The following is a 25,333-nucleotide window of genomic DNA, read 5'->3' on the forward strand; positions in this document are numbered from 1 at the left end:
TTTTGAAGAGGATAGTACATATAAAGCAATCGTGTCTGAATAAAGTGTAAAGAGGTGAGGAATAAATGAGCATGACGTATAAAAATATATTGGTCGCTGTGGATGAGTCAAGTGAAGCGAAGATTGCATTTAAAAGAGCGGTGCAAGTTGCAATCAACAATGTCGGCAGTAGGCTATATATCATTCATGTAATTGATACTCGTTCCTTTGCGTTTTCAGAAGGATACAATTTTGATTTAGCGGATCAATATGCTAAAAGTAAGAAGGATATGCTGGATGGATATGAAGAAATTGCAGTACAATTAGGTTATGACAGTATATATAAAATAATGGAGTATGGGACACCTAAGGAAATCATAGCAAGGGATTTTCCTAAGCAAAAACAAATTGATCTAATAATTTGCGGTGTCACAGGTAAAGGAGAGCTAGCACGTTTTTTCCTGGGCTCTGTATCTGAAGCAATTGTACGAACTGCAAAATGCGATGTACTTGTTGTAAGAAATCTATAAATGATTTAACGGGTTGTAAGGACAGGGATTATCTTACCTAATCCTTAACTTATTAAATATTTTTTGCGAATGAAGGCTGTGTTAAATGTCATTTCGACCTTTAGCATAGCCTTCATCTTTCCTATGAAACTTTACGACAATAGAACCGTCTAAAAGATGAATGATATAAATCTGAACTCTTTTTTCAATAGGTTTTCAGTGTTATACTAAAAGGCATGACTAAGCATTCATGTACAATCTACATAAAGCAAGAGAGGGGAGTTTCAGTTGCGCAAAATTATGCCAAATCGTCAGCAAAATCCGAAGGCAAAGCAACGGTCAAGTTTAACGTTTCGAATGAACATCCTTTTCTTTTCCATATTTGTTCTGTTCTCTGTACTAATTTTTCGTCTAGGGTATTTACAAATTGTTAAAGGTGAGGATTATGTGCGTGAATTAGAACGTACTGAGGAAGTACGTGTTAATACAAGCGTACCGCGTGGGAGGATTTTTGACCGTTATGGTCGCATATTGGTTGATAATCAGCCTGAAAATGCAATTACTTATACAAAAATGCAAACGACAAAATCTGCTGAAATGCTTGAAATAGCAGAAAAGCTTGCACATTTGATCGAGCAGCCTACTGATAAAGTAACATATCGAGATAAATTAGACTTTTGGATTTTACGTAACCAAGAAGATGCATTAGCAAAAGTATCACAAGAGGAAATGACGAAGTTCAGAAACGAAAATGAAGAGCTGGAGACAAAAGAAATCAACCAAGAATTCGATCGTCGAATACGTGAACGAATTACAGATAAAGAGCTTGAGCAACTTACTGAGTTCGATTTAGAAGTTCTAGCGATTTATCGTGAAATGATGACAGGGTATAATTTATCTCCACAAATTATTAAAGGGGAAAGTGTTACACCTGAAGAATTTGCACGGGTTTCTGAACAATTGGCTGATTTACCTGGTGTGAATACAACAACGGATTGGAAGCGTGTCCGCCAATCACCTTTAGCCATTTTAGGACGTACAACCGTACCAAGTAAAGGTGTTCCGAAATCAAAACTAAACTTTTATTTAGCAAGGGATTATTCCCGAAATGATCGTGTAGGCGAGAGTTATTTTGAAGCCCAATATGAGGAAATTCTACAAGGTGAAAAGTCAGTTGTAAAAAATATTACGAACAAAAAAGGTCAAGTAGTTGAAACGGTGACGACTTTTGATGGTTTGCCAGGGAAGGATTTAGTAACTACATTAGATGTAGAACTTCAGCAAAAAGCAGATGAAATTTTAGAGCGTCAGCTACTGGATTTAAAATCGAAAAATGGGTCGGAATTATTAGATCGTGCCTTTTTAGTGGCAATGAGTCCAAAAACAGGTGAACTATTATCTGTTGTAGGCAAAAAAATAGAAAAAGATAAAGAGACAGGCAAACCTTATATTGTCGATTATTCATATGGTACATTTACAACTGCCTATGAAGCAGGGTCAACAGTAAAGGCAGCAACTGTATTAATGGGCTATAACGAAGGAGTTATAAAACCAGGAACAAGAATGCTCGATTCTCCAATGCGTATCGGGAATATTACATTAAATACACTATTTAATAAGCATGGTAGTGTCATATTAGATGATTTAACAGCATTAGAACGGTCTTCCAATGTTTATATGTTCAAAATTGCCATGGGTATTGGCGGTCGAACGTATTCACCTGGTATGCGCTTTAGTCTAGCTCCAGGAACGCTGCAAACGATTCGTAATGAGTATGCACAATTCGGTTTAGGCGTGCCAACAGGTCTTGACTTGCCAGGAGAAACAGTTGGTTATCAGGCAGAGCCGGATACAGATGTAAAATTGCTGAACTTAGCTATTGGACAGTTTGATACTTATACAACGATGCAGTTGGCGCAATATATTTCTACAATTGCAAATGGCGGGTACCGTATTCAACCACGAATGCTGAAAGAAATTCGTAACCCTTCAAAAGATGGGAAATATTTAGGCCAAGTGGTTGAAGAAGTTTCACCAACGATTTTAAACAAAATTGAAAATAGTGAAGCAGAAATTGCTCATGTTCAAGAAGGTTTGCGTCGGGTATACTTTGGAGTAAATGGCTCAGCTAAACGTCAGTTTGAAACAGCTGATTATACAGGAGCGGGTAAAACAGGTACAGCAGAGGTTGTTTATTATGGTCCACAACGAGATAAATGGAAAACAAATACGATTAATATCGTACACGTTGGCTATGCACCATTTGAAAATCCTGAAATTGCCTATGCCATCATTTATCCATGGGCAACTACAATCTTCAATAATAATTACTTGCCACATGCAAATTTAACAGCACGTGAATTAGTTGATTCCTATTTTGAGTTAAAAAACAAATATGCAGAAGAGGGTCTATCTACTAGTAAAGTAGAAAAATCAATTATTAAGCATTCAGATGAAAAACTGGATGAAGATGAAGAAGTAGAAACAGTAAATGAATAAAAAAGTTCCCGTAGTTTCATACTACGGGATTTTTTAAAGGAGAAATATAAAATGAAGAAAAAGATTTTGCACACAGTCGTCATTGTTGGTGCCTTAAGCAATGCAGTGATTTTAGCCATTATGGACATGCCACCTTGGTTAATCATTTTAATGTCAGTAATCTACGTCGTTATTTTTGAAGGACTTCTTCTATTATTAGAACCAAGACTAGTACGCGCAGAAAGAGAACGTAATGTAAAAGCATACCCTTATTTAAGGGAGCTGGTGGATGCAAAAAAAGCTACTGTCACGTTGCGAGATGGCACAGTTCTTTACAATGTAACATTTGAAGGGTATGCGAATCCGAAAGACGCAAAAACAATTTTATTACATGTACATACTGTAAAGACAAAAAAGGATAAATCTACATTTACGGAACATCCTGTTAAACTAATTAACATAAAGAGTGTAAAAAAAGTTCAATAATAAGAAAATGAGACAATTTGCAGAAAATAATGCAAATTGTCTTTTTTATTTACAAAGCTTTACGGTCAATTAACGAATGGAATATATTTGCTCAACAAATTTTCATTATAGTTGGAATTGTAAGAAAAAACATTTTTAAAACAAGCGGAGGAATTACAAATGAAAAAGTGGCAGTACTTAACATCAACAGCTTTACTTAGTTCAGCAATTCTTTTAGGAGCATGTGGCGGGGAAAAAGATGAATCTTCTACATCAGCAGAAACGCAAACAGAACAGGCTGAGTCAGGAAGTGCACAAATATCAGGTAATGTAGTAGGCGATGGCTCGTCAACAGTAGCTCCAATTACAGAAGCGTTAGTTGAAGAATACGCAGCAGTACAAAAAGATGTACGTGTAGCAGTTGGTGTATCCGGTACAGGCGGCGGATTCGAAAAATTCATTAATGGAGAAACGGACTTCTCTAACGCTTCCCGTCCAATTAAAGATTCGGAAGTGGAAGAGCTTAAAAATGCGGGTGTTGAATACACGGAATTTGAATTGGCTTACGATGGTTTATCGGTCGTAGTACACCCGGAAAATACATGGGCAAAAGATTTAACGGTTGATCAATTAAAGCAAATTTGGGTTGAGGACGGAACTACAAAAAAATGGTCTGATATCGATTCATCTTGGCCGGCAGAAGAAATTGTTTTCTATTCACCGGGCTCCGATTCAGGAACTTATGATTACTTTGATGAAGTTATTTTAGATGGGGAAGACATTGTAAAATCTGCAACATTATCTGAAGATGACAATGTATTGGTCCAAGGCGTAACAGCAGATAAAAATGCGATCGGTTACTTCGGTTATGCATATTACCTGGAAAACAAGGATAAATTGCAAGTTGTTACTGTGAATGGTGTCGAACCTACGAATGACACAATTGAAACTGGTGACTATTCTCCATTGTCCCGTCCACTGTTCATTTACGTGAAAAACAGTGCGATAAAAGATAATGAAGCAACTTATGATTTCATTAAGTTTACTTTAGAGAATGCCGGAGAAATGGCGGAAGTTGTTGGCTATGTAAGTTTACCGTCCGAAAAGTATGATGAGAGTTTAGAAGTATTGGAAGGCTTAAAATAAGAGAAGTGAGAAATAGTGTGGGGTGGCTCTCATGCCCCTCACGTTTTTTGATGAAAATAAACAGTAAAATGTATCATTGAATTTTGGAAGGAGTTTTCGCTCATGGCTCTTAAACAACAGGAGCAAGCAAGTGTCCAACAATTAATCGAGCGTTCGCGCAATCGCAAAGGAAAGAAAGTAATTGAAAAGTTAGTGCCGATAGGGTTATTTCTGGCAGCGACGATTTCGGTTCTTACAACGTTTGGGATTGTATTTACATTAATTTTTGAAACGATAGAGTTTTTCACGCGTGTGTCGATTATGGACTATTTATTTGGTACAGAGTGGCTACCATTCTCGGGAAAAGAGCCGTTGTATGGAATCTTGCCGTTAATAATAGGGACTTTTAAAATTACATTTATCGCTGTTTTAGTAGCAATTCCATTTGGTTTAGGTGCAGCAATTTATTTAAGTGAATATGCTTCAGAGCGTGTACGAAAAATCATTAAACCTATTTTGGAGGTGCTTGCAGGCGTTCCGACAATTGTTTACGGTTTCTTTGCTTTAACGTTTATTACGCCAATTTTGCAAGCACTTATTCCGAACCTTAAAATTTTCAATGCAATCAGTCCAGGCATTGTAGTGGGCATTATGATTCTACCAATGATTACGTCAATGTCAGAAGATGCGATGAGCTCGGTACCCCGTTCAATTCGTGAAGGAGCGTTAGGTTTAGGTGCAACAAAGTTCGAGGTAGCAATTAAAATTGTATTGCCTGCAGCATTATCCGGTATTATCGCTTCCATTGTACTGGGTATTTCCCGCGCAATAGGAGAAACAATGATTGTTTCCTTAGCAGGCGGATCTACACCAAAATTCGACTTTGGGTTTACAGATTCCATTCAAACTATGACAGCCTATATTGTTCAAGTAACTACAGGTGATGCAGGTTACGGAACGACAATTTACTACTCGATCTATGCAGTAGGATTCACATTATTTATATTTACATTGATGATGAATCTACTTGCATCCTACATTTCAAAACGCTTCAGAGAGGAGTATTAAAATGCGCTATATACAGGAAGACCTAGTCATGAAGCGAATGAATAAACGTCTCATTTCAAATAAAGTGTGGAAGTTCATTTTTTTTATTGCCACAAGCTTTGCTCTTGTGTCATTAGGGATGCTGCTGTATCGGATTATATCGCAAGGAATAGGCTTTTTGGATTGGGAGTTCATTACAAACTTTGCTTCTCGAATCCCTGAAAATGCAGGAATTAAAGCCGCTTTAATCGGTTCACTCTGGCTAATGAGTGTTGTGGCACCTGTATCAATTATTTTAGGCGTGAGTACAGCCATTTACTTGGAAGAATATGCGAAGCAAAATAAACTAAATGATTTTATACGAATGAATATTTCCAATTTAGCGGGTGTCCCTTCCATTGTATTCGGTTTACTTGGATTGACAATTTTCGTACGATTGTTTGGTTTTGAAAAAAGTATTTTAGCGGCTGGGTTGACGATGAGTTTATTAATACTGCCGGTTATTATTGTAGCGGCTCAAGAAGCGATCCGAGCAGTACCGAACGAGCAGCGGGAAGCTTCATTTGGAATGGGAGCGACAAAGTGGCAAACTATTGTCCGTGTTATAATTCCAGCGGCGATTCCTGGTATTTTGACAGGTAGTATTTTGGCATTATCCCGTGCAATTGGGGAAACGGCCCCATTAGTCGTAATTGGAATCCCAGTAATTTTACAATTTTTGCCGACTGGCTACCTGGATACTTTTACGGCATTGCCGATGCAAATTTTTGACTGGGCAAAGCGTCCACAGGAAGCATTTCAATATGTTGCATCAGCAGGCATTATCGTATTGATGGTTGTGCTATTGACGATGAACTCGATAGCAATCTTTATTCGAAATAAGTTCCAAAAACGTTACTAGGAGTGAAATGGAATGGTACAAATTTTAACTGAATTTAATGGAACGAGGCATGCTGTGCATGAAATTAATAGTAAATCCATTGTTATGCAATCAAATAATTTTAACTTATGGTACGGGAGTAACCATGCTTTAAAAGATATTAATTTAAATATGCAGGAGAATGAAGTGACAGCCATTATCGGTCCTTCAGGCTGTGGGAAATCTACGTATATCAAAGCTTTAAATCGCATGGTGGAACTTGTACCTATCGTACGTACAGCGGGTGAAATTAGTTATAGAGGACGTAATATTTTTGCAAATGGTTATGAGGTGGAAGAACTACGAACAAAAGTCGGCATGGTTTTCCAAAAGCCAAACCCATTTCCAAAATCGATTTATGATAACATCGCTTACGGTCCGCGGATCCACGGTATTAAAAACAAGAAAATTTTAGATGAAATTGTGGAAAAGTCATTACGGGGGGCAGCCATCTGGGATGAAGTGAAAGACCGTTTAAACGAAAATGCATATGGTTTATCGGGTGGTCAACAGCAGCGTATTTGTATCGCGCGGTGTTTAGCAATTGAACCTGATGTAATTTTAATGGATGAACCGACGTCAGCGCTTGATCCAATTTCGACTTTGAAAGTAGAGGAACTTGTGCAGGAAATGAAAGAACAATATTCGATTGTAATTGTCACACATAATATGCAACAAGCTGCTCGTATTTCGGATAAAACTGCATTCTTCCTAAATGGAGAAGTGATTGAATTTGATCAAACAGATACGATTTTCTCGACGCCGTCAGATCAGCGTACAGAAGATTATATATCAGGTCGATTTGGATAGGGAAGGGGTTTTGTGAATATGATTCGGGAGCGATTTGAACATGATTTAATTGCGGTACAACAAGATTTAATGGAAATTTGTGATTTAAGTATAGATTCGTTGCAAACTGCATTTAAAGCGTTTGTTAACAAAGATATTGATTTAGCTCTTCAGGTAATAAAGACGGATTTAAAAATTAATCGGTTGGAAGAAACAATTAATGACCGTGTTATTTTACTTATAGCAAAGCAACAGCCTGTTGCTACGGATTTACGAAGATTAATCGTAGTAATTAAAGCAGCTACCGATATGGAACGCATAGGAGATCATGCGGTAAATATTGCAAAGGAAACAATTCGAATCGGAAAAGAACCATTTGTATCGAGTATTGAGCCAATTGAGGAAATGTTCCATAAATCGATATTAATGTTACGTCAAATTGTCGAGGCATTTTTGGAAGAAAATACGACAAAAGCAAAAGAAATTGCACAGCTTGATGACGAGGTTGATGAGTTGACCGGCAATACAATCAGTAATTTAATGAAATTAACGGTTTCCAATGAGCAGGTGTCACAAATAACGAGCTTATCTTATGTATGCCGTTGCATCGAACGCTCAGCAGACCACGCGACAAATATTGCAGAGCATTTATTCTATCTCTTAAAAGGCAAGCACTATGAATTGAATAACTAATTTTTAAAGTATAGGGGGGTGACTTCTTATACTTTTCTTTTTATGCAGAAAATAGTCAGGAATAGAGTTTTATCCTGCAATTCATAGCTAAATAATTCATGTATTACTTGGATACATGTTACAATAAAGGTAATACGATAAGCGTCTGTTATGCTTATAAATTCAAAGGAGTCTGAAACATGTTAAAAACAATTGTATTTGATCAGTTAAAACTAGCAATGAAAAATAAGGACACATTGGCTAAAGGTGTCTTAACACTTGTAAAATCTGCATTGGATTCAGCCGAAAAAGAAAAAGGCTCTGAATTAACACCGCTAGAGGAAACGGCAATCATTAACCGTGAGATTAAACAGACGAATCAGTCACTGGACGGGGCAAAGCAAGCGGACCGTGCAGACTTAATCGAAAAAGAAGAAGCAAAATTAGTGATCTTAAAAAGCTTCTTACCAAAACAGCTAACTGAAGAAGAGATTGTCGCAGAACTTCAGGCAGCCGGTATTGTAACTGGCATGAATATGGGGGATGCAATGAAAATTGCAAAGCCATTATTGGACGGCAAAGCAGATGGCGCAACAATTTCAAAAGTTGTAAAATCACTGATTTCTTAATTTGAATTATATGTTGGAGTGTCTAAAGTTTTATTTTAGGCGCTCCTTTTCGCTATGTTTTTATATTTCCATCCCTTACAATATAAAAAAGGGAAACTGATAGGGGGAAAATCATTTTGAATTTACATGATCAAATACAATTATACGTACCTTTTAATGAACAGGAAGAAACAGATAAGGATATTATGTTGCGTGCAATGGTAACTTTATCGGATGTACTTACACGAAATAATGAAGTGCTGCACTTTACTGCTTCAGCCTTTGTATTTAATCCTGCCCGTACACATGTTTTAATGGTTTACCATAATATTTACAACTCATGGGGGTGGACTGGCGGTCATGCAGATGGGGACCCGAATCTATTTAATGTAGCAAAAAAGGAACTTATGGAAGAAGCAGGACTTACAGAAGTAAAGCCTATTCAAAAAGAAATGATTTCCCTAGATATATTACCGGTTATCGGACATATGAAAAATGGGAAATATGTCGCTGCGCATTTGCATTTTAATGCAACATATGTGTTTGAAGTTGCGGATGACGCATCTCTTAAATCAAAACCAGATGAAAATAGCGCGGTAGGATGGATTGCCATCGATGAAGTAGCTCAAAAATGTTCGGAGCAGCATATGATACCGATTTATGAAAAGATAATTGAAAAAGTTAAAAAAATAGAAGGTTAAATGCAAATAGATGTGTTGATTGTTCATACAATCAGCACATCTTTTTCTATACCGTGCCATTGTATGACGGTTTTAAATTAAATCAACAGGTCTAGTTCTTAGGAATTCCTGGAATCTGCGAACTTCACGATAGGGTAGTAACCGTTGCTGATTTCGATAATCCTCTACATCCATTTGGAATGGTTCAATTCTTCCTTTTTGAAAATAGATGAGACGCTGGAAGGGATTAATCGCAATTGCTTTCGAATATTTTCCAAATAAAGTCAAATTATGGCCCTTCATAAAATAGAGATTTAAAATAGCGCGATTATGAGCGATGGCGTGTGGGGTATCACATCGATACCAAACATCTTTAAAGGTTATTCCCAGCAATACCGCATACTCAATATTATCATCATTAGGAACTTCGATATAACCTGTTGGATGATTGTTTAATAATTTGTATATTGTTATTGTGGGATCGAAGGCATTCAATTCATAATATATGATTGGAATAGGTGTTGATTTACTGCGATTTCTTACCATTAAGTTTGATGGAGGACGTTTTGAACATAAAAAAAGATTATTTTTCGCATAATAGGAAATATCTTTTCCAATTACTTGTTGGTGCTGCGAATTTTCATAAACAACAGCATAATATTGATTATAAAATTTAACGATACGATATAATTCGTTGTCATAGCTCGTCGAGTAGATGTATGATAGACAATCTTCCATTGTCTCAAAACCATCATAAAATGAATAACTTTTATAAATGGATAATAACCAATCCCGGCATAAGCTATCTTCTGTTACAAAGCCATACGTATCGTCTGATATGGCACGGGAAGTTGCCAGCTTTCCGTTAAATGGACGTAAAAAACGGATGGCTAGTAACTGTGTCACTAACCGAATTTCGTAGTCCACTTGAGAAATATTTGGTAGCAAATCAATCTTCCTTTCATCGAGCTAATGCTGATTAATAGAAATGCCTATTTAATAGGTAAAAATAATTATAACACATGTATAAATATCATAAGGAATAATTTGCCTATGTATTGTTTGCTGTAAAATTACTAAAAATGTCTGAATGGCTCTATGATTTTGAAAAAAATTCACAAAATCAAACTACATATGCTAAAATAACGTTGTATAAACAAAAGGGAGGCTGTTTTTAAATGGCAAAAAAAGTGAAAGAATATACAATTAATCCTGATCGTGTGGAAGAAGCATTATTAGTTCAAAATCGTATGCTTCTTGAATTATTAGTTCAAGTGTTAGATGAGCAATTGGTAATTGAGCGTCCAATTTTGCATGAACGCTTAGCTAACCTAGTAGAGCTTTCAAACCATGACCGCGAGTTAAAAGATACATTACACGGTTTAACTCAAAAATTATAATTACATACTAAACGGTATGGTACGGCATCCTTAATTATGGATGTCGTTTTTTTATTCAAATTTGCATTGTTCTTAACACAAGTTAGTTGGACTTTGTCAGTTAAAATTACTACTTTTTCATTTTATTTTTCGCTATACTATCGATATTGATTTGAAAAACAGGTGGAGGAGTTTCGCATGACAAATGATAGGACTGTTTTAACAGATGAAATTCTTCATTTTCTATATCGTAATGCATCATTTCAGGCTTTAGAAGAAGAGCAGCAACAAATACTTTTAGCTAAATTTAAGCATGAACCATTGTTTAAAGAAGTAGTTGAAATTTCCATTGCTCTTGAAGAAATGATTGAAGAAGTAGAGGCAACGCTGCCCAAAATACAGGATAAGGACTTTTTATTTCCACAAGAACAGCAAAAACTATTACTGAAGAATCGAACAGTAACGTGTGGAAATGTATTGTACGTTCCTTTTGATGAAATGGAAAATCTATACTCACCTATGATTGTGATTGTACAGCAATCTGACTCAATGAGTGAGTATGAAAGCTTTAGTAAAGGAACAATTCTGCCCTTGTTTAACCTTTGTGCTTTGCAAAAGAGGGATCTAATTATTCTTCCGTTTAGTCATACAATAGCTGAACCTCTTATCTTTAAAAAGGGAGCTCTGCAGATTACATTGTTTGAACGCTTCTTATACAAACATTTAAATGGTAATGCACAAATTGTCCCAGCTTTACAGAAGGCACTTGATCTATTTGACCAGGACAAAATCAATAATCAACGCGATTTAATGATCATTACGGACAATCAGTTTAACGATTTCCAACCATTAATTGAATCGGATTTCACGGAGCGTTTACGCGAACTGTCCATAGATATATCTGTTATAGCAATGAGTGAAACTGACTTTGAAGTACAGCCTATACCATTTGCAGATAAAGTATTTTTTGCAAATGAATAAGTATTGAAATGACGAATCCGAAATGGGTTCGTTTTTATTTGGGTATTTTTATGTGAAGCAAGGAATTTCCAGCAGATATGCGGAATATTAAATGGAGGGGTACATAAATAGAGAGAAATGGAGTGTTACGATGTATACAGCTTATTGTAGAACATTTCAAAGTTCGATGCGTAATGGTATGAAGCTGATGAACTGGAGAAAGCCTGATTTACTGCAAGGCGAAAACAGTATATTGAAATTACCGGTACTTATCCAGAAGTTAAATTTGAAGACTGTCCTGATTATTACAGATGAAGGGATTAATAAGCTCCAATTGATGGATTCATTATTAGTAGAACTGCATGAGCAAAATATTGAGTACGTCATCTACAGTAAAACTGTGCCAAACCCGACATTCACTAATATTGAGGAAGCATTGGCACTTTATTATTTGCATGATTGTGAGGGGATTATTGCCTTTGGAGGGGGATCGCCGATAGATTGTGCAAAAGCGGTCGCGGCTCGTATCGCACAACCTACAAAATCTATTCCTGATTTAAAAGGCTTATTTAAAGTAAGAAAAGAAATACCGCCCTTCTTTGCAGTTCCTACAACGGCCGGTACTGGAAGTGAGGGAACGATTGCAGCAGTTGTTTCAAATAGTGATACACATGAAAAGTTTGCCATTATGGATCCTGTACTTGTACCGCATTATGCTGTTCTAGATCCTGTATTGACTGTTAATTTACCGCCACACATCACTTCTACAACAGGAATGGACGCATTAACACATGCTGTAGAAGCCTATATAGGAAAAAGCAATACTGAAGAAACAAGAAAATATGCCAGAGAAGCTGTTATTCTTATTTTTAAGCACTTGTTAAGGGCATATGAGGATGGGTCCGATATGAAAGCGAGGGCTGAAATGCAACGCGCCTCTTATTTAGCAGGGCTTGCATTTACACGCGCCTATGTTGGTTATGTTCATGCAATCGCGCATACGTTAGGTGGCTTTTATCAAATTCCCCACGGCTTTGCAAATGCTGTAATTTTACCGCATGTCCTGCGTTTTTACGGGGATAGTGCAACAAAGCCATTAGCCGAACTTGCCAATATTGTAGGAATCGGGAATATTAATGATAATGACGAAAGAAAAGCTCAGCTATTTATAGAGGAGATTGAAGCATTAAATCTAAAAATGAATATACCTTCGAAAATAAAGGGAATCACCAACCGAGATGTGCCATTAATGGTCGAGCGTGCTATACAGGAGGCGAATCCGTTGTATCCTGTCCCACGAATTTTAAATGAAGATGAATTGTTTTATTTGTATCAAATAATCCAGGAATAATTAAAAAGGGCTGTGTTAAAGTCAATTTGGACTTATAACACAGCTCATTTTTCTTATTGTTCAAGTTGGGCATCAAAGTAGTTGAGTAAACCTTGATAAATTCCAAGTGTTGCTTGTTCTCGGTAGTAATCTGTAGTAATTGCTCGTTCTTCAGATGGATTACTTAAATAGCCTAGCTCCAATAAAATAGCGTTTTGACGGTTTTCACGCAATACTAAATAATCACCAAAGCGTGCTCCGCGGTCTTTAAGGTCAACTTTGGATGCGAGTCCTGCATGAACATATTCGGCAAGTTCCTGCTGATAGCTATTCGTATAATAAGTTGTAAAGCCACTAACAGAACTATCTTCAATTGCATCATAGTGAATGCTGATGAATGCATCGGCATTTGTCTGATGCGAAACAGCGACACGTTTTCGCAAGTCGACAAACACATCGGACTCACGTGTCATCACAACATTTGCACCAGCAGCTTGCAGTTTAGATCTGAGCAATTCTGTTGTCATGATGTTAATATCTTTTTCATCTGTCCCACGAGCTCCTGTAGTCCCACGATCATTTCCGCCATGACCGGCATCCAGTACGATCGTTACGCCTTTTAAAGTCCCTTTTTTTCGATCTTCTAACTGTTTTGTATTGTTTTGATAAGTTTGGCCTGTTGCACTACTCTCAGTTACAACCCAGTTTGCAACATAGGCTGTTCTCCCATCATTTAATTCGATTTTATACCAATCGCCTTCATTTCCCACAATCGGATATGTATTACCAGCATCTGCACGAGTCGCGACATTTGAAGAAGTGGATGCAGATTCACGTAAATTTGTCCCGTTATAAATTACTGTGACAAAGTTATTCGCCTCTTCTTGTTCTTTTTCAGAAGATTGTTCAGATTTCAGCTGTTTTGTAAATGTTCCATAAAAGCTATAAATCCAACCCTTATCTCCTTTTTTATATTCAATTTCAACCCAGTTATGATCCCGGCTAATTACTTTAAATTGCTGGCCATTTGTTGCCACGCCAAGTTTTTTTGCGGTTAAATCAGGTTTTTTCCGAATGTTTACGGCATTTACATTAATGGTGAATGTATTTGGATCAAATTGCTGAGGTGATACACTCGACTCTTCATTGTTGGTGTTCGAAGGTGTAGAGGGTGTTTCCAATATCGTCTCTTCTTTAATCGTCACATATTTTTCAAATACCCAACCGACCAGTTCTCCATTTTGAATTTGAATCCAATCTTGTTCTTGATGTAAAAATTTACTCTCCGTCCCGGAAGAAAGCTTTGTTAATACCGAAGAAGATAATGACGGACCAGCACGAAGATTTAAATCATTTACTTGAGCAATGACCGTTTTTTCGGATTTAGCAGCCGATTTACTTTCGACTGATTTGACTAGCCATGCTGCAACCCATCCTTCAACGTCACCATATTTGACATGTTGCCAATCTCCTTCTTTTTGTATCGACAGCAACTCTGTTCCTTCTTTTAATGTCTCAAGCACAGGGTAGGAAAGTCCAGGACCTTCACGCAAATATAATTTTTCTGCTTTTACAAATAAGTGCTCGCCATTTGCCGATACTTGGTTATTGGAAAAATTATACGGGAGAATGTTTGTAAATAATAATAAAAGTGATAGACCTATTAATATTTTGCTTTTATTCATAGCTTCCTCCTTTTAATTGGTTTGTACTTTTACAATGCTAAAAATATATACTCCTCTATTATAAAAGTAAATATGACAAAAAATATAGCGTTTTATTGAAAATGGTTGACAACTTGACATGACATCATTAAGATTAGTGTTAATTTAACAAAAGTAACATTGCCAATGACCAAAAAAGTAGCGGTTGCCAATGCTGAAAAGAGAGGGAAAGACATGGGCTGTAATCTTTCCTACAGTATGTAACAGGTGAACAACAGTTGAGAGGCGTTTCCTCGAAAAAATTTCTAGTAGGGGAAGACGGAATCGGCCGTTATCCGAATACGAGAGGATGTAGAAATACATCAATTAGGGTGGAACCGCGGAAGATGATAATAGCTTTCGTCCCTTGCATTTTTTGCAAGGGGCGGAAGCTTTTTTATTTTCCCCGAATGTTTGGTCAAATAAGAGAGGAGTCCTTTTCATGAATTTTAAAGTACCTAAAGGAACACAAGACATTTTACCTGGTCAATCAGAAAAATGGCAGTATGTAGAGCGTGTCATTAGAGATTTATGCGATAAATACCGTTATAACGAAATTCGTACACCGATGTTTGAATCCACTGAGCTATTTCAACGTGGCGTAGGTGATACAACTGATATTGTCCAAAAAGAAATGTACACATTTATGGATAAGGGAAATCGTTCGTTAACATTACGTCCGGAAGGCACAGCATCGGCAGTACGTGCCTATGTCGAACATAAAATGTTTGGTCAAGTAGACCAACCTGTAAAACTTTATTACACAGGACCAATGTTTCGCTATGAACGTCAACAAGCGGGCCGCTACAGACAATTTGTACAGTTTGGTGTTGAGGCAATCGGTTCAGCCGACCCTGCAATTGATGCCGAGGTAATGGCACTTGCAATGGATGTTTATACAACACTCGGTTTAAAAGATTTAAAATTAGTTATTAATTCATTAGGTGACAAAGATACACGTGATGCACACCGCAGTGCATTAATCGCGCATTTCACACCAATAGTGGGGGAGCTTTGCAGTGATTGTCAAAGCCGTCTGGAAAAAAATCCTTTACGCATTTTAGATTGTAAAGTTGATTCAAAGCATCCAGCGATGGCAACGGCTCCGGCATTAACGAATTATTTAACGGAAGGATCTGCCGAATACTTTACTAAAGTAAAACAATATTTAGATGTATTAGGGATTTCCTATGAAGTGGATCCAAACTTAGTGCGCGGCTTGGATTATTATAACCATACAGCATTTGAAATAATGATTACTGGAGATGGTTTCGGATCAATTACAACACTTTGTGGTGGTGGCCGCTATAACGGGTTAGTGGAAGATATAGGCGGACCAGAATCACCAGGTATTGGTTTTGCCCTTTCAATTGAACGCCTATTATTGGCGCTTGAAGCGAAAAACATTGAATTGCCTACTGAAAATGAGTTAGATATGTACGTAGTAGCAATGGGTGAAGAGGCGAAATTAAAAGCTGTAGAGCTCGTAAGTACATTCCGTGCAAAAGGCATTTCAGCAGATATGGATTATTTGGACCGCAAGATGAAAGCACAAATGAAAGCTGCTGACAGAGCCCAAGCAAAGTTTGTCATTGTGCTAGGTGAGACAGAGCTGGAAGAACAAGTAGTAAATGTAAAAGCAATGAAAACAGGTGATCAGACGAAATTGGAATTCGGTCAGCTTGTACATTACGTTTTAGAAAACAAATAGTTGGAGGAATTATAATGGCACAAAGAACACATGCATGTGGCTTAGTAACTGCTGCGGAAGCAGGGCAGGAAATTGTTTTAAAAGGTTGGGTACAAAAACGACGTGATTTAGGTGGATTAATTTTCGTGGATATGCGTGACCGTGAAGGAATCGTACAAGTAGTTTTCGGTGATCAAGCGAAGGATGCATTGGAGATAGCGGAAAAAATCCGTAATGAATATGTAATTGAAGTAAAAGGTAAAGTTGTTTTACGTGATGCGTCACAAGTAAATAAAAATATGCAAACAGGCGAAATTGAAGTGGTGGCTTCTGAGTTAACAATTATTAACGAAGCAAAGAATCCTCCGTTCGCAATTGATAACAATGTTGAAGTTTCGGAAGAGTTACGCTTAAAATATCGTTATTTAGATTTACGTCGTCCAGTAATGTATGACACATTTAAAATGCGTTCAGATGTAACACGTACGATTCGTAACTTCCTGCAAAATGAAGGTTTTCTTGAAGTGGAGACACCAATCTTAACTAAGTCGACTCCAGAAGGTGCTCGTGACTATTTAGTTCCATCTCGTGTTCATGACGGTGAATTTTATGCGTTGCCACAATCACCACAGTTATTTAAACAGCTACTAATGGTAGGTGGATTCGAGAAGTACTTCCAAATTGCCCGTTGTTTCCGTGATGAGGACTTGCGTGCTGACCGTCAACCTGAATTTACACAAGTGGACATCGAAACTTCATTCTTATCAATGGATGAAATTATTGAGATGAACGAACGTCTTTTAACACAAGTTATGAAAGATGTGAAGGGAATTGATGTTGTAACGCCATTCCCACGTATGAGTTATAAGGAGGCTATGGATCGTTTCGGTTCAGACAAGCCAGATGTACGTTTCGGATTAGAGTTAAAACAACTTTCTCATATCGTAAAAGACTCAGCGTTCGGTGTATTTGCAAATGCTGTAGTTAATGGCGGAGAAGTGAAAGCAATCAACGTAAAAGGCGCGGCGGCAAATTACTCTCGTAAGGACATTGATGCATTAGGTGAATTTGCAGGACGATATGGCGCGAAAGGTTTAGCCTGGTTAAAAGTGACAGAAGAAGGCTTAAATGGCCCAATCGTAAAGTTCTTTGAAGGTGATGCAGCGAACGGGATTATCGAAGCAACTGAAGCACAAGCAGGCGACTTATTATTATTCGTTGCAGATAAATCTTCTGTAGTAGCAGATGCACTTGGTGCATTACGTTTAAAATTAGCAAAAGAATTAGGCTTAATCGATGAGTCGAAATTCGAATTTTTATGGATTGTTGATTGGCCATTATTCGAATACGATGAGGCGGAAGGTCGCTATTATGCAGCGCACCACCCATTCACTCGTCCATTCGATGAAGATTTAGAGTTAATGAATACAAACCCTAAAGAAGTTCGTGCACAAGCATATGATATCGTATTAAACGGTTATGAGCTTGGTGGGGGATCATTACGTATTTATGAGCCTGATTTACAAGCGAAAATGTTCGAACTTCTAGGATTCTCTGAAGAAGAGGCACGTGCACAGTTTGGTTTCCTATTGGAAGCGTTTGACTACGGTGTTCCTCCACATGGTGGTTTAGCAATGGGTCTTGACCGTTTAGTGATGCTACTTGCTGGCCGCACTAACTTACGTGATACAATTGCATTCCCTAAAACAGCAACGGCAAGCTGTTTATTAACAGAGGCTCCATCACAAGTTTCAGATGCACAGCTAGAAGAGTTAAGTCTTCGCGTCGCTTTGAAAAAATAATAAAACAAAGGACTCGACAGCTTGAAAAGAAGTTTAAAGCTGTCGAGTTTTTCTAAATATTTCAAGTGAAATAGTACATTTTTATTATTTTGAACTAAAAATGATATTTTAATTGAATTATCAGAAATTTGATGTTAATATCTATTTAACACGAATCCTAAAGTGTTCGTCGCTAAATTTGTTACTTAACACTTTTGACCGAACATTAAATCGTTGGGAGCTACTTATTACCGTAGCGGCAAACATGCCCCATTTGGAGCGGGACGTTTAAAGTTACGACTAGTGCACCCCCTTGCTATTCATGCGGGATCAAAACGATGTTGTTTAGCAAGACGGCACATTTGGGATTCGTATTTAATTTCTCTACTCTTCGACTAATAAGTTAGAAGGGTATTTTTTTTGTTGAAAAATACACTATTTTATTTAACTGGAAGATTAAATTAAAACTTTATCAACACTCGAATACTTTTAATATGTTGCTTGCATATAAGAATTGTTGTCGTTATAATGCCTAGTAGAATGATAAAGATTGAGGGGTAAAATTAAATGTTACATCAATTTTCACGAAATGAGCTAGCTATCGGTACAGAGGGCTTACAAAAATTAAAAAATACAACAGTCGCAATTTTAGGTGTAGGAGGGGTGGGCTCTTTTGCAGCTGAGGCATGTGCACGCAGTGGTATCGGTCGAATAATTTTAGTCGATAAAGATAATGTCGATATAACAAATGTAAACCGTCAGTTAGTTGCGTATTTATCAACAGTAGGGAAGTCAAAATCAGCAGTTATGAAAGAACGCATTGCAGATATTAACCCAGAATGTGAAGTAATTGATATGCATATGTTCTATACGGAAGAGACATATGAAGAGTTTTTTGCACAGGGGATTGATTATGTTATTGATGCATCCGATACAGTCATGTACAAAATTCATATTATGAAGGAATGTTTAAAGCGTGATATTCCAATTATCTCAAGTATGGGTGCAGCTAATAAGATGGACCCAACACGTTTCCAAATTGCCGATATTTCGAAAACACATACTGATCCACTTGCAAAAGTAATCCGTACTAAGCTCCGTAAAGAGGGTATCAAAAAGGGTATTACAGTTGTGTTTTCTGATGAATCACCTATTGTTGTACGTCCAGATGTCGCGCAATATGTAGGGAAACCTGAAGCAGAAATTCGTAAAGCAAAATTACCGCCTTCTTCAAATGCATTCGTACCATCTGTTGCTGGTTTAATTTCAGCAAGCTGGGTAATCAATACCATTTTAAAAGATGTGGAAATTAACCGCGTTCAAGGATAGTATAAGGAAAAAGCTGTGTAAAAAGTCAAAATGACTTTTTACACAGCTTTTTTTCGTAAAGGATGTCTACTGAGATGTCCTTTCGGATACCTATATATTTATTGAATTATTTTTAATGCTTGTTGATAAGTTTCTTCAATATTTTTCGTCACATCGTCTTGATCTTTAGAAATTCTCTCTAAAACGTTGCATAGTTCATCAATGGAGCTAGTACTTTGCTCAATAATTGCAGCGAATTCGTTTGTTGCAACTTGTACTGATTCGCCATTTTTTTCTATCGATTTTACGCTTGTTGAAAACTGAGTTAAATTTTGCTGTAAATTATTCATAGCTTGAAATAAATTCGTGAAAGTATTATTAGAATTTTCAATCATTTGAACTTGGATTTCGACATGATTTAATCCATACGTTAATCGATCAAGAGCAAGTTTATTATACGAATTGACCTGTGCTAAATTTTCATCAATCTTTAGTACAGTATCATCTGTCAAGCTTGCCAATTTACGGATTTCCTGTGCAACTACCGCAAATCCTTTTCCATGTTCGCCTGCACGCGCAGCTTCTATAGAGGCATTCAATGCCAATAAATTGGTTTGTTCCGTAATTTTATGAATTGAATAAGCAAACTGATTCGTTTCATTTATTTTATCTGATAAGGACATAAATGTCATATTAAGGTCATTGAAAAATGCAGTAAACTGATCAATTTCCTGCTTGAGCTTTGTCATGGAATTGACTCCATCTACAGCACTCACACTTCCATCTTCCGCTTCAGTGACAATTTTATTAAGCTCTGTAACGATGGAGTGTAGCTCTCTATTCGTTAAATCGGTGTTTTGAACAATGGATTGTACGTGATCGGATTGTTTATGTGCCCCGGTTCTCACTTCTTTTAGAGAAGCCAACATTTGTTGATGTGCAGCACTCGATTGATTAGTACTGTCTGTTATAAGTTCAAGTTTCGAAGTGATACCTTGCACGGAAGATTCCAGAAGCTGATGCAATTGTTCTTCATGAACAGCGCGCTCGTTTGCCTGAATCATATAATTCTCAATATTGCTGAACATTTTTTTATTTTGTCTCACTTGTAGAAGAATAGCGACAAACATTAAGGTTTGAACTACGAAAACATTTGCTGGATCAACGGCAAAACCTTCAGTATCCATAGTGAAATTAAATACCAAACCAAGAGTAGAGGCAATATATCCTGCGCACAGAACTTTTATTCGATTGTGGACACTACTTAAAATTAGTACAAAAATACTTAAAATAATTGTCGCTAATGTTACTTTATTGGTAATGATTGTACCGTACACAGTCAAGACTGACGCGATGATAACGACGTATGGAAAATAAGGATGCAATACTACTACTTTTCGTTGGATAAAGTAACATATAAGTGTAATAGTCAAAGGGATAATTAACGATAGAGCGACTCCGATGGGACGATCAATAATAAGTTGGGCAACGCTGCCTAAAAAAGCGGCCATCCCGTAGACAATCATTAAAATTGTGTTTTTTTCTTGTAAATCTTTTGCATTTAATTGATGAATCATAATATCACCTTTCCATAAAATGTCGTTATTTTACAACAAATTACATGCTTTTATTAATTTATACAGTATTTTCCTCACATTGTCACGTCTTTTTGAATGACTATTCATTTCATTTTTTTGGTTATTATTATTGTGATAAAATAATAAGAAGAGTGTGAAAGGGGACTACCACAATGCCAATTCTACAGTTGGAGTACCGGGGGCTTAATCTATACGATTTGGTGGATACAGTAGAAATCGCGATTGATGCCGATTTACAAATGATTCACATTTATGATACGCAGCAAATTGTAGAACCTGAGTATGATTTTTCAACGAAAAGTTACATGTTAAGTGAAGGGTTTTGGAAGATGGCTAAAACGATAAAAGAAAAACAATTTTTTCTTGAAAATGAAGAAAGTAATCTGGAAATGTGGATTACACCTTTTAAATGGGTTTTTTATAGTTCTAATCAATTAATTAAAGTTTTTGAAGATGGAAAGATTAAAGTACACTCTATAGCCACATGTTCTGAAGATATGCTATTGTACGAAAAGTACTTTTCTCGTCTGAAGGGCGAATTTTTCAATGGCAAATGACATAATATTCTATTAAAGGGGTTAATAATGGCAAAAATATGGCAGGATTTAAGTTAATTCTTCGTTTTTGCAGTATAATACCTTTTTTTTGTTATAGTAAAGATACGTATTGATTATAATGCATGGGGATGCAAGGAGGACAATAGAATGACAATTGAAATGAAAAATGATTTATTGAATTTACCTAGTCTACAATTGAAAATGGATAATATCGTTTTTGATAATATTGATACAAAGCCTAATTGGTCAAAAGCTTATGAACAGCTTGACGAGCTATTGCAGAAGGTAGCTTTCAATTTTATTAATTATATTGCAAAAAGCAATGGAGAAATGCCACCATCAACTACTTACTGGACTTTATATATGGACATTACTTCAAAACTTCTTTATTTTACTGGTTTAGCTCATTCGAATTTAATTGCAGAAGATGATGCGGATGCACGTGCACATATTATTGAGCTTTATCATATTAGCGCAGGCTGCATTCCAAATGCCCTTTTGGAAAATAATGAAGAATTAATTTCTGAAATTAAAAAGAGTATCCAGCAATTAAGTGGTCAAGAAGAAGTAGAGTTGCAAGTTGCAGAAAATTTAGAAAACTGCATGGAAAAATTTTATGCTTTTACGAAGTCCTACGAATAAAATAATGAAAGAGCCATTTTCTTAAGCTGAAAATGGCTCTTTTTATAATTATGAGTTAGAATACCGCAGATTAACTTTTTGTTTCATTGCGGAATGATTTTAATTTTTCATAAATTGCAGCCATTCTTTTTTCTTCCCCAGCAATGACAGGTTGATAAAATTCCAACCCTACTAGTTCATCCGGTAAGTATTGCTGTTGAACCCAGCCTCCAAATGTTCCAATTGGGGAATCGTGTGGGTATTTGTATCCGACATGACCGAGGGTTGCCGCTCCCGCGTAGTGTGCATCTTTAAGATGGTTCGGAATAGCACCTGTTTTTCCATCATGGATCGCAGCTATTGCTTTGTCGAGCGCTTTATAGGCTGAATTTGATTTGTCAGAAAGACACATTTCCACTACAGCCGTTGCGAGGGGGATACGGGCTTCAGGTAAACCGAGCTTTACGGCTGCCTCAGTTGCTGCCTGTACATTTGCACCTACACTTGGATTTGCAAGACCGATATCTTCATACGCCATGACGAGAAGTCGCCGGCATACTGCAATTAAATCTCCACTTTCCAATAAGTGGGCTAAATAATAAAGTGCTGCATTTGGGTCACTGCCGCGGACAGACTTTTGAAGGGCTGATAATAAATTATAGAAATTCGAACCCCCTTTACCCCCGAAAACACCAATCCGTTTAGCGAGTGCCTCTATCGCATTATCATTTAATTCAGTAACTCCATCCACTTCATCTGAAGCATAATATACAGATTCAAGCAATGTTAAAGCTTTCCTCGCATCGCCGTTTGAAGCATTTGCAATATTTTCGATTTGTGTAGTTGTTGCTTCTATTTTTTCATTCCCTAATCCACGTTCTTTATCTTTTAATGCCATGTGAAGTAACTGTTTTACATCTTCTATTGTGAGCCGTTCCAACTGTAAAATTTCCCCACACCTTGAACGAATGGCTGGGTTGACATCGTGAAATGGATTTTCAGTTGTTGCACCAATAAGGATAATTGAGCCGTTTTCAACATGCGGCAGCAATGTATCCTGCTGTAATTTGTTGAAGCGATGTATTTCGTCGAGAAACAAAATGACCTTTCCGCTCATCCGTGCATCCATCACAACTTGTTCAATGTCTTTTTTTCCGGCATGAGTTGCATTTAAAGCGAAAAAAGGGAGCTTTGTACTACCAGCAATGGCATTTGCGATTGAAGTTTTTCCTACTCCTGGAGGACCATATAGCAGCATTGACGGAATATGGTCTTTTTCAATCATTTTAAAAAGTGGTGTATGTGGGCCAATAATATTCTGTTGTCCGACAATTTCCCGAATGGTACGAGGTCTCATTTTATAGGCGAGCGGTTCGTTCTGCACAATTGTTCGCTCCTTTACTTTTTTATAGAACATAAACTTTATATCATTTATAATAAAGTATTTCCGAGTGGTTTAAAAGGAGTTATGGTATAATAGATGTTATAAATGGACTAGAAAATAGAGGTGTTACAATGAAAATTTCAACAAAAGGTCGTTACGGTTTAACAATAATGATAGAACTTGCTAAACAATATGGAGGAGGACCAATTCCTTTGCGTCAAATTGCAGCAGACAAAGAGTTATCTGAAGCATACTTGGAGCAGTTAGTTTCTCCACTCCGTAATGCAGGACTTGTAAAAAGTGTACGTGGCGCTTATGGCGGTTATATGTTAGCACATAAGCCAAACGAAATTTCAGCTGCAGATGTTATTCGCGTATTGGAAGGTCCGATTCAACCGGTCGAAGGAATTGAAAATGAAGAGGCTCCTCAACGTGAATTGTGGATGCGCATCCGGGATGCAGTAAAAAATGTTTTGGACACAACTACAATTGAAGATTTAGCGAAATATACAAATAATGAAGTATCTGACGGCTATATGTTTTACATTTAGTGTTATTTAAAGGAGTTAGTTAGTTTGAAAAATACAATTTACCTCGATCATGCAGCCACGTCACCAGTAGCACCTGAAGTCATTGAGGTGATGGCCCGTGCAATGGCGGAGGAAAGTGGAAATGCATCAAGTATTCATACAGTAGGACGCCGTGCACGTAAAGCACTGGATGAGGCGAGAACAAGCTTGGCTCAAAAAATCAACGCGAAATCGTCTGAGATAATTTTCACAAGTGGAGGTACAGAAGCCGATAATATGGCTATTTTTGGTACTGCCTATGCCCGCCAACATGAAGGGAAGCATATTATTACCACTCAAATTGAACACCACGCCGTTTTACATGCATGTGAAAAGCTTGAAAAAGAAGGCTTTACGGTGACTTATTTACCTGTCGATCGCACAGGCCGAGTAAGTGCAGATCAAGTAAAGGCTGCTTTACGTGAAGATACGATATTGGTAACGATTATGTATGGCAACAATGAAATTGGTACGATTCAGCCAATCGCTGAAATTGGAGAGGTTTTAAAAAACCATATAACAACATTCCATACTGATGCCGTCCAAGCTTTTGGCTTAGAGAAGATTGATGTTGAAGCACTTCATATTGATTTATTAAGTGTTTCTGCGCATAAAATAAACGGTCCAAAAGGCATCGGTTTTTTATATGCAAAAACAGGTGTAAAAGTTTCAAGCTTACTGCACGGTGGTTCTCAAGAAAAAAAACGACGCGCAGGAACGGAAAATGTACCGGCTGTTGTAGCATTTTCAAAGGCTGCAGACTTAGTCGAAGAAGAGCTTCAGCTGCGCAAAGAAAAATATAATAATTTTAAAAATATTTTAATTGAACAGTTCAGAGTGGCAAATATCGATTTCCATATAAATGGTCATCAAACAGACGTGTTGGCACATGTGTTTAACGTGACATTCCCAGGAACAGATGTAGAGTCATTTTTAATCAATCTGGATATGGCTGGAGTACTTGTATCGAGTGGTTCTGCATGTACAGCAGGTTCGATCGATCCATCCCATGTATTAGTGGCAATGTTTGGACAAGATGCGCCTGAGCTTCGTAGTTCCATTCGTTTCAGTTTTGGGTTAGGATTAACAGATGAGTTAGTGCGAGAAGCAGGTAAGCGTACTGCTGAAATTGTGAAACGTCTAACTTCGTAAATATATAAGGAAGACTTCGCGCCTTTTACG

Annotated in this window: 24 protein-coding genes, 1 other RNA gene and 1 other annotated feature; of the genes, 21 read left to right on the forward strand and 4 right to left on the reverse strand. The window is 37.1% G+C overall.

Features of this window, described 5'->3' with window-relative positions; all coding sequences use genetic code 11:
• The first annotated feature begins 65 nt into the window (after nucleotides 1-65).
• The 10 genes from SNE38_RS15200 (at nucleotide 66) to SNE38_RS15245 (ending at nucleotide 9,292) form a co-directional block, all read left to right on the forward strand.
• A complete protein-coding gene (locus SNE38_RS15200; RefSeq protein WP_191704986.1) occupies nucleotides 66-509 on the forward strand; it encodes a universal stress protein in 444 nt (147 codons plus the stop codon).
• 267 nt (nucleotides 510-776) lie between these two features.
• Entirely contained in the window at nucleotides 777-2,987 is a 2,211-nt protein-coding gene (locus tag SNE38_RS15205) for a peptidoglycan D,D-transpeptidase FtsI family protein (RefSeq protein ID WP_191704987.1), read from the forward strand.
• Nucleotides 2,988-3,038: 51 nt separating this feature from the next.
• Nucleotides 3,039-3,452 (forward strand): response regulator, encoded by a 414-nt coding sequence (locus tag SNE38_RS15210; RefSeq protein WP_191704988.1) that lies wholly within the window; start codon nucleotides 3,039-3,041, stop codon nucleotides 3,450-3,452.
• A 159-nt stretch (nucleotides 3,453-3,611) separates the two neighbouring features.
• A complete protein-coding gene (locus SNE38_RS15215) occupies nucleotides 3,612-4,577 on the forward strand; it encodes a PstS family phosphate ABC transporter substrate-binding protein (RefSeq protein ID WP_336046818.1) in 966 nt (321 codons plus the stop codon).
• A gap of 102 nt (nucleotides 4,578-4,679) precedes the next feature.
• A complete protein-coding gene (gene pstC / locus SNE38_RS15220) occupies nucleotides 4,680-5,624 on the forward strand; it encodes a phosphate ABC transporter permease subunit PstC (protein ID WP_191704990.1) in 945 nt (314 codons plus the stop codon).
• A gap of 1 nt (nucleotide 5,625) precedes the next feature.
• A complete protein-coding gene (gene pstA / locus SNE38_RS15225; RefSeq protein WP_191704991.1) occupies nucleotides 5,626-6,504 on the forward strand; it encodes a phosphate ABC transporter permease PstA in 879 nt (292 codons plus the stop codon).
• Between the two features lie 84 nt (nucleotides 6,505-6,588).
• The gene (pstB, locus tag SNE38_RS15230) at nucleotides 6,589-7,332 is read left to right on the forward strand and encodes a phosphate ABC transporter ATP-binding protein PstB (RefSeq protein WP_225223881.1); all 744 of its coding nucleotides are present in this window, start codon (nucleotides 6,589-6,591) and stop codon (nucleotides 7,330-7,332) included.
• Between the two features lie 18 nt (nucleotides 7,333-7,350).
• On the forward strand, nucleotides 7,351-8,004 hold the full coding sequence (gene phoU / locus SNE38_RS15235; RefSeq protein ID WP_191704993.1) for a phosphate signaling complex protein PhoU: 654 nt from the start codon (nucleotides 7,351-7,353) through the stop codon (nucleotides 8,002-8,004).
• Nucleotides 8,005-8,183: 179 nt separating this feature from the next.
• A complete protein-coding gene (locus SNE38_RS15240) occupies nucleotides 8,184-8,612 on the forward strand; it encodes a GatB/YqeY domain-containing protein (protein WP_191704994.1) in 429 nt (142 codons plus the stop codon).
• Between the two features lie 116 nt (nucleotides 8,613-8,728).
• Nucleotides 8,729-9,292, forward strand: a complete 564-nt coding sequence (locus tag SNE38_RS15245) for an NUDIX hydrolase (RefSeq protein ID WP_191704995.1) — start codon at nucleotides 8,729-8,731, stop codon at nucleotides 9,290-9,292.
• Between the two features lie 72 nt (nucleotides 9,293-9,364).
• Here SNE38_RS15245 and SNE38_RS15250 read toward each other — a convergent pair whose 3' ends face one another.
• A complete protein-coding gene (locus tag SNE38_RS15250) occupies nucleotides 9,365-10,219 on the reverse strand; it encodes a hypothetical protein (protein WP_191704996.1) in 855 nt (284 codons plus the stop codon).
• Nucleotides 10,220-10,449: 230 nt separating this feature from the next.
• On the opposite strand from SNE38_RS15250, the gene SNE38_RS15255 reads away from it, so the two are divergent.
• From SNE38_RS15255 to SNE38_RS15265, 3 genes are all read left to right on the forward strand, one after another.
• Complete coding sequence (locus SNE38_RS15255; protein ID WP_191704997.1) at nucleotides 10,450-10,671, forward strand: phosphate-starvation-inducible protein PsiE; 222 nt, start codon at nucleotides 10,450-10,452, stop codon at nucleotides 10,669-10,671.
• Between the two features lie 177 nt (nucleotides 10,672-10,848).
• Nucleotides 10,849-11,631 carry a vWA domain-containing protein gene (locus SNE38_RS15260; RefSeq protein ID WP_191704998.1) on the forward strand — a complete coding sequence of 261 codons (783 nt, stop codon included), beginning with the start codon at nucleotides 10,849-10,851 and terminating at the stop codon, nucleotides 11,629-11,631.
• 130 nt (nucleotides 11,632-11,761) lie between these two features.
• Nucleotides 11,762-12,961, forward strand: coding sequence for an iron-containing alcohol dehydrogenase (locus SNE38_RS15265; protein WP_336046819.1), 1,200 nt, complete (start codon nucleotides 11,762-11,764; stop codon nucleotides 12,959-12,961).
• 53 nt (nucleotides 12,962-13,014) lie between these two features.
• Here the strand turns inward: SNE38_RS15265 and SNE38_RS15270 are convergent, their stop codons facing one another.
• Nucleotides 13,015-14,625 (reverse strand): N-acetylmuramoyl-L-alanine amidase, encoded by a 1,611-nt coding sequence (locus tag SNE38_RS15270; RefSeq protein ID WP_191705000.1) that lies wholly within the window; start codon nucleotides 14,623-14,625, stop codon nucleotides 13,015-13,017.
• Nucleotides 14,626-14,781: 156 nt separating this feature from the next.
• Nucleotides 14,782-15,014, forward strand: a binding site (T-box leader).
• 71 nt (nucleotides 15,015-15,085) lie between these two features.
• On the opposite strand from SNE38_RS15270, the gene hisS reads away from it, so the two are divergent.
• The 4 genes from hisS (at nucleotide 15,086) to SNE38_RS15290 (ending at nucleotide 19,443) form a co-directional block, all read left to right on the forward strand.
• On the forward strand, nucleotides 15,086-16,354 hold the full coding sequence (gene hisS / locus SNE38_RS15275; RefSeq protein WP_191705001.1) for a histidine--tRNA ligase: 1,269 nt from the start codon (nucleotides 15,086-15,088) through the stop codon (nucleotides 16,352-16,354).
• Between the two features lie 14 nt (nucleotides 16,355-16,368).
• Nucleotides 16,369-18,135, forward strand: coding sequence for an aspartate--tRNA ligase (aspS, locus tag SNE38_RS15280; RefSeq protein WP_336046820.1), 1,767 nt, complete (start codon nucleotides 16,369-16,371; stop codon nucleotides 18,133-18,135).
• A 151-nt stretch (nucleotides 18,136-18,286) separates the two neighbouring features.
• Nucleotides 18,287-18,487, forward strand: a non-coding RNA gene (gene ssrS / locus SNE38_RS15285) — 6S RNA.
• Between the two features lie 194 nt (nucleotides 18,488-18,681).
• Nucleotides 18,682-19,443, forward strand: coding sequence for a tRNA threonylcarbamoyladenosine dehydratase (locus tag SNE38_RS15290; RefSeq protein WP_191705003.1), 762 nt, complete (start codon nucleotides 18,682-18,684; stop codon nucleotides 19,441-19,443).
• A 98-nt stretch (nucleotides 19,444-19,541) separates the two neighbouring features.
• On the opposite strand, the gene SNE38_RS15295 is transcribed toward SNE38_RS15290, so the two are convergent.
• Entirely contained in the window at nucleotides 19,542-20,999 is a 1,458-nt protein-coding gene (locus tag SNE38_RS15295) for a methyl-accepting chemotaxis protein (protein ID WP_191705004.1), read from the reverse strand.
• 173 nt (nucleotides 21,000-21,172) lie between these two features.
• On the opposite strand from SNE38_RS15295, the gene SNE38_RS15300 reads away from it, so the two are divergent.
• Together SNE38_RS15300 and SNE38_RS15305 are read left to right on the forward strand one after the other, a co-directional pair.
• Nucleotides 21,173-21,577, forward strand: a complete 405-nt coding sequence (locus tag SNE38_RS15300) for an aminopeptidase (protein WP_191705005.1) — start codon at nucleotides 21,173-21,175, stop codon at nucleotides 21,575-21,577.
• A gap of 147 nt (nucleotides 21,578-21,724) precedes the next feature.
• Entirely contained in the window at nucleotides 21,725-22,219 is a 495-nt protein-coding gene (locus SNE38_RS15305) for a GTPase (protein WP_191705006.1), read from the forward strand.
• A gap of 70 nt (nucleotides 22,220-22,289) precedes the next feature.
• Here the strand turns inward: SNE38_RS15305 and SNE38_RS15310 are convergent, their stop codons facing one another.
• On the reverse strand, nucleotides 22,290-23,582 hold the full coding sequence (locus SNE38_RS15310; protein WP_336046821.1) for a replication-associated recombination protein A: 1,293 nt from the start codon (nucleotides 23,580-23,582) through the stop codon (nucleotides 22,290-22,292).
• Nucleotides 23,583-23,713: 131 nt separating this feature from the next.
• Here SNE38_RS15310 and cymR point away from each other — a divergent pair, with 131 nt between their 5' ends.
• Both cymR and SNE38_RS15320 read left to right on the forward strand, forming a co-directional pair.
• Complete coding sequence (cymR, locus tag SNE38_RS15315) at nucleotides 23,714-24,133, forward strand: cysteine metabolism transcriptional regulator CymR (protein ID WP_191705008.1); 420 nt, start codon at nucleotides 23,714-23,716, stop codon at nucleotides 24,131-24,133.
• A 24-nt stretch (nucleotides 24,134-24,157) separates the two neighbouring features.
• A complete protein-coding gene (locus tag SNE38_RS15320) occupies nucleotides 24,158-25,303 on the forward strand; it encodes a cysteine desulfurase family protein (protein ID WP_191705009.1) in 1,146 nt (381 codons plus the stop codon).
• Nucleotides 25,304-25,333 lie beyond the last annotated feature (30 nt).

The sequence above is a fragment of the Solibacillus ferritrahens genome, from assembly GCF_037027585.1.
GTDB lineage: Bacteria > Bacillota > Bacilli > Bacillales_A > Planococcaceae > Solibacillus > Solibacillus ferritrahens.

What these genes read in the sequence shown, in the direction of transcription:
- SNE38_RS15200 (WP_191704986.1), top strand. Translation starts at nt 66, where the DNA reads ATGAGCATGACGTATAAAAATATATTGGTCGCTGTGGATGAGTCAAGT.
- SNE38_RS15210 (WP_191704988.1), top strand. Translation starts at nt 3,039, where the DNA reads ATGAAGAAAAAGATTTTGCACACAGTCGTCATTGTTGGTGCCTTAAGC.
- SNE38_RS15215 (WP_336046818.1), top strand. Translation starts at nt 3,612, where the DNA reads ATGAAAAAGTGGCAGTACTTAACATCAACAGCTTTACTTAGTTCAGCA.
- pstC (WP_191704990.1), top strand. Translation starts at nt 4,680, where the DNA reads ATGGCTCTTAAACAACAGGAGCAAGCAAGTGTCCAACAATTAATCGAG.
- pstA (WP_191704991.1), top strand. Translation starts at nt 5,626, where the DNA reads ATGCGCTATATACAGGAAGACCTAGTCATGAAGCGAATGAATAAACGT.
- pstB (WP_225223881.1), top strand. Translation starts at nt 6,589, where the DNA reads ATGCAATCAAATAATTTTAACTTATGGTACGGGAGTAACCATGCTTTA.
- phoU (WP_191704993.1), top strand. Translation starts at nt 7,351, where the DNA reads ATGATTCGGGAGCGATTTGAACATGATTTAATTGCGGTACAACAAGAT.
- SNE38_RS15240 (WP_191704994.1), top strand. Translation starts at nt 8,184, where the DNA reads ATGTTAAAAACAATTGTATTTGATCAGTTAAAACTAGCAATGAAAAAT.
- SNE38_RS15255 (WP_191704997.1), top strand. Translation starts at nt 10,450, where the DNA reads ATGGCAAAAAAAGTGAAAGAATATACAATTAATCCTGATCGTGTGGAA.
- SNE38_RS15260 (WP_191704998.1), top strand. Translation starts at nt 10,849, where the DNA reads ATGACAAATGATAGGACTGTTTTAACAGATGAAATTCTTCATTTTCTA.
- SNE38_RS15265 (WP_336046819.1), top strand. Translation starts at nt 11,762, where the DNA reads ATGTATACAGCTTATTGTAGAACATTTCAAAGTTCGATGCGTAATGGT.
- SNE38_RS15270 (WP_191705000.1), bottom strand. Translation starts at nt 14,625, where the DNA reads ATGAATAAAAGCAAAATATTAATAGGTCTATCACTTTTATTATTATTT.
- hisS (WP_191705001.1), top strand. Translation starts at nt 15,086, where the DNA reads ATGAATTTTAAAGTACCTAAAGGAACACAAGACATTTTACCTGGTCAA.
- aspS (WP_336046820.1), top strand. Translation starts at nt 16,369, where the DNA reads ATGGCACAAAGAACACATGCATGTGGCTTAGTAACTGCTGCGGAAGCA.
- SNE38_RS15290 (WP_191705003.1), top strand. Translation starts at nt 18,682, where the DNA reads ATGTTACATCAATTTTCACGAAATGAGCTAGCTATCGGTACAGAGGGC.
- SNE38_RS15295 (WP_191705004.1), bottom strand. Translation starts at nt 20,999, where the DNA reads ATGATTCATCAATTAAATGCAAAAGATTTACAAGAAAAAAACACAATT.
- SNE38_RS15300 (WP_191705005.1), top strand. Translation starts at nt 21,173, where the DNA reads ATGCCAATTCTACAGTTGGAGTACCGGGGGCTTAATCTATACGATTTG.
- SNE38_RS15305 (WP_191705006.1), top strand. Translation starts at nt 21,725, where the DNA reads ATGACAATTGAAATGAAAAATGATTTATTGAATTTACCTAGTCTACAA.
- cymR (WP_191705008.1), top strand. Translation starts at nt 23,714, where the DNA reads ATGAAAATTTCAACAAAAGGTCGTTACGGTTTAACAATAATGATAGAA.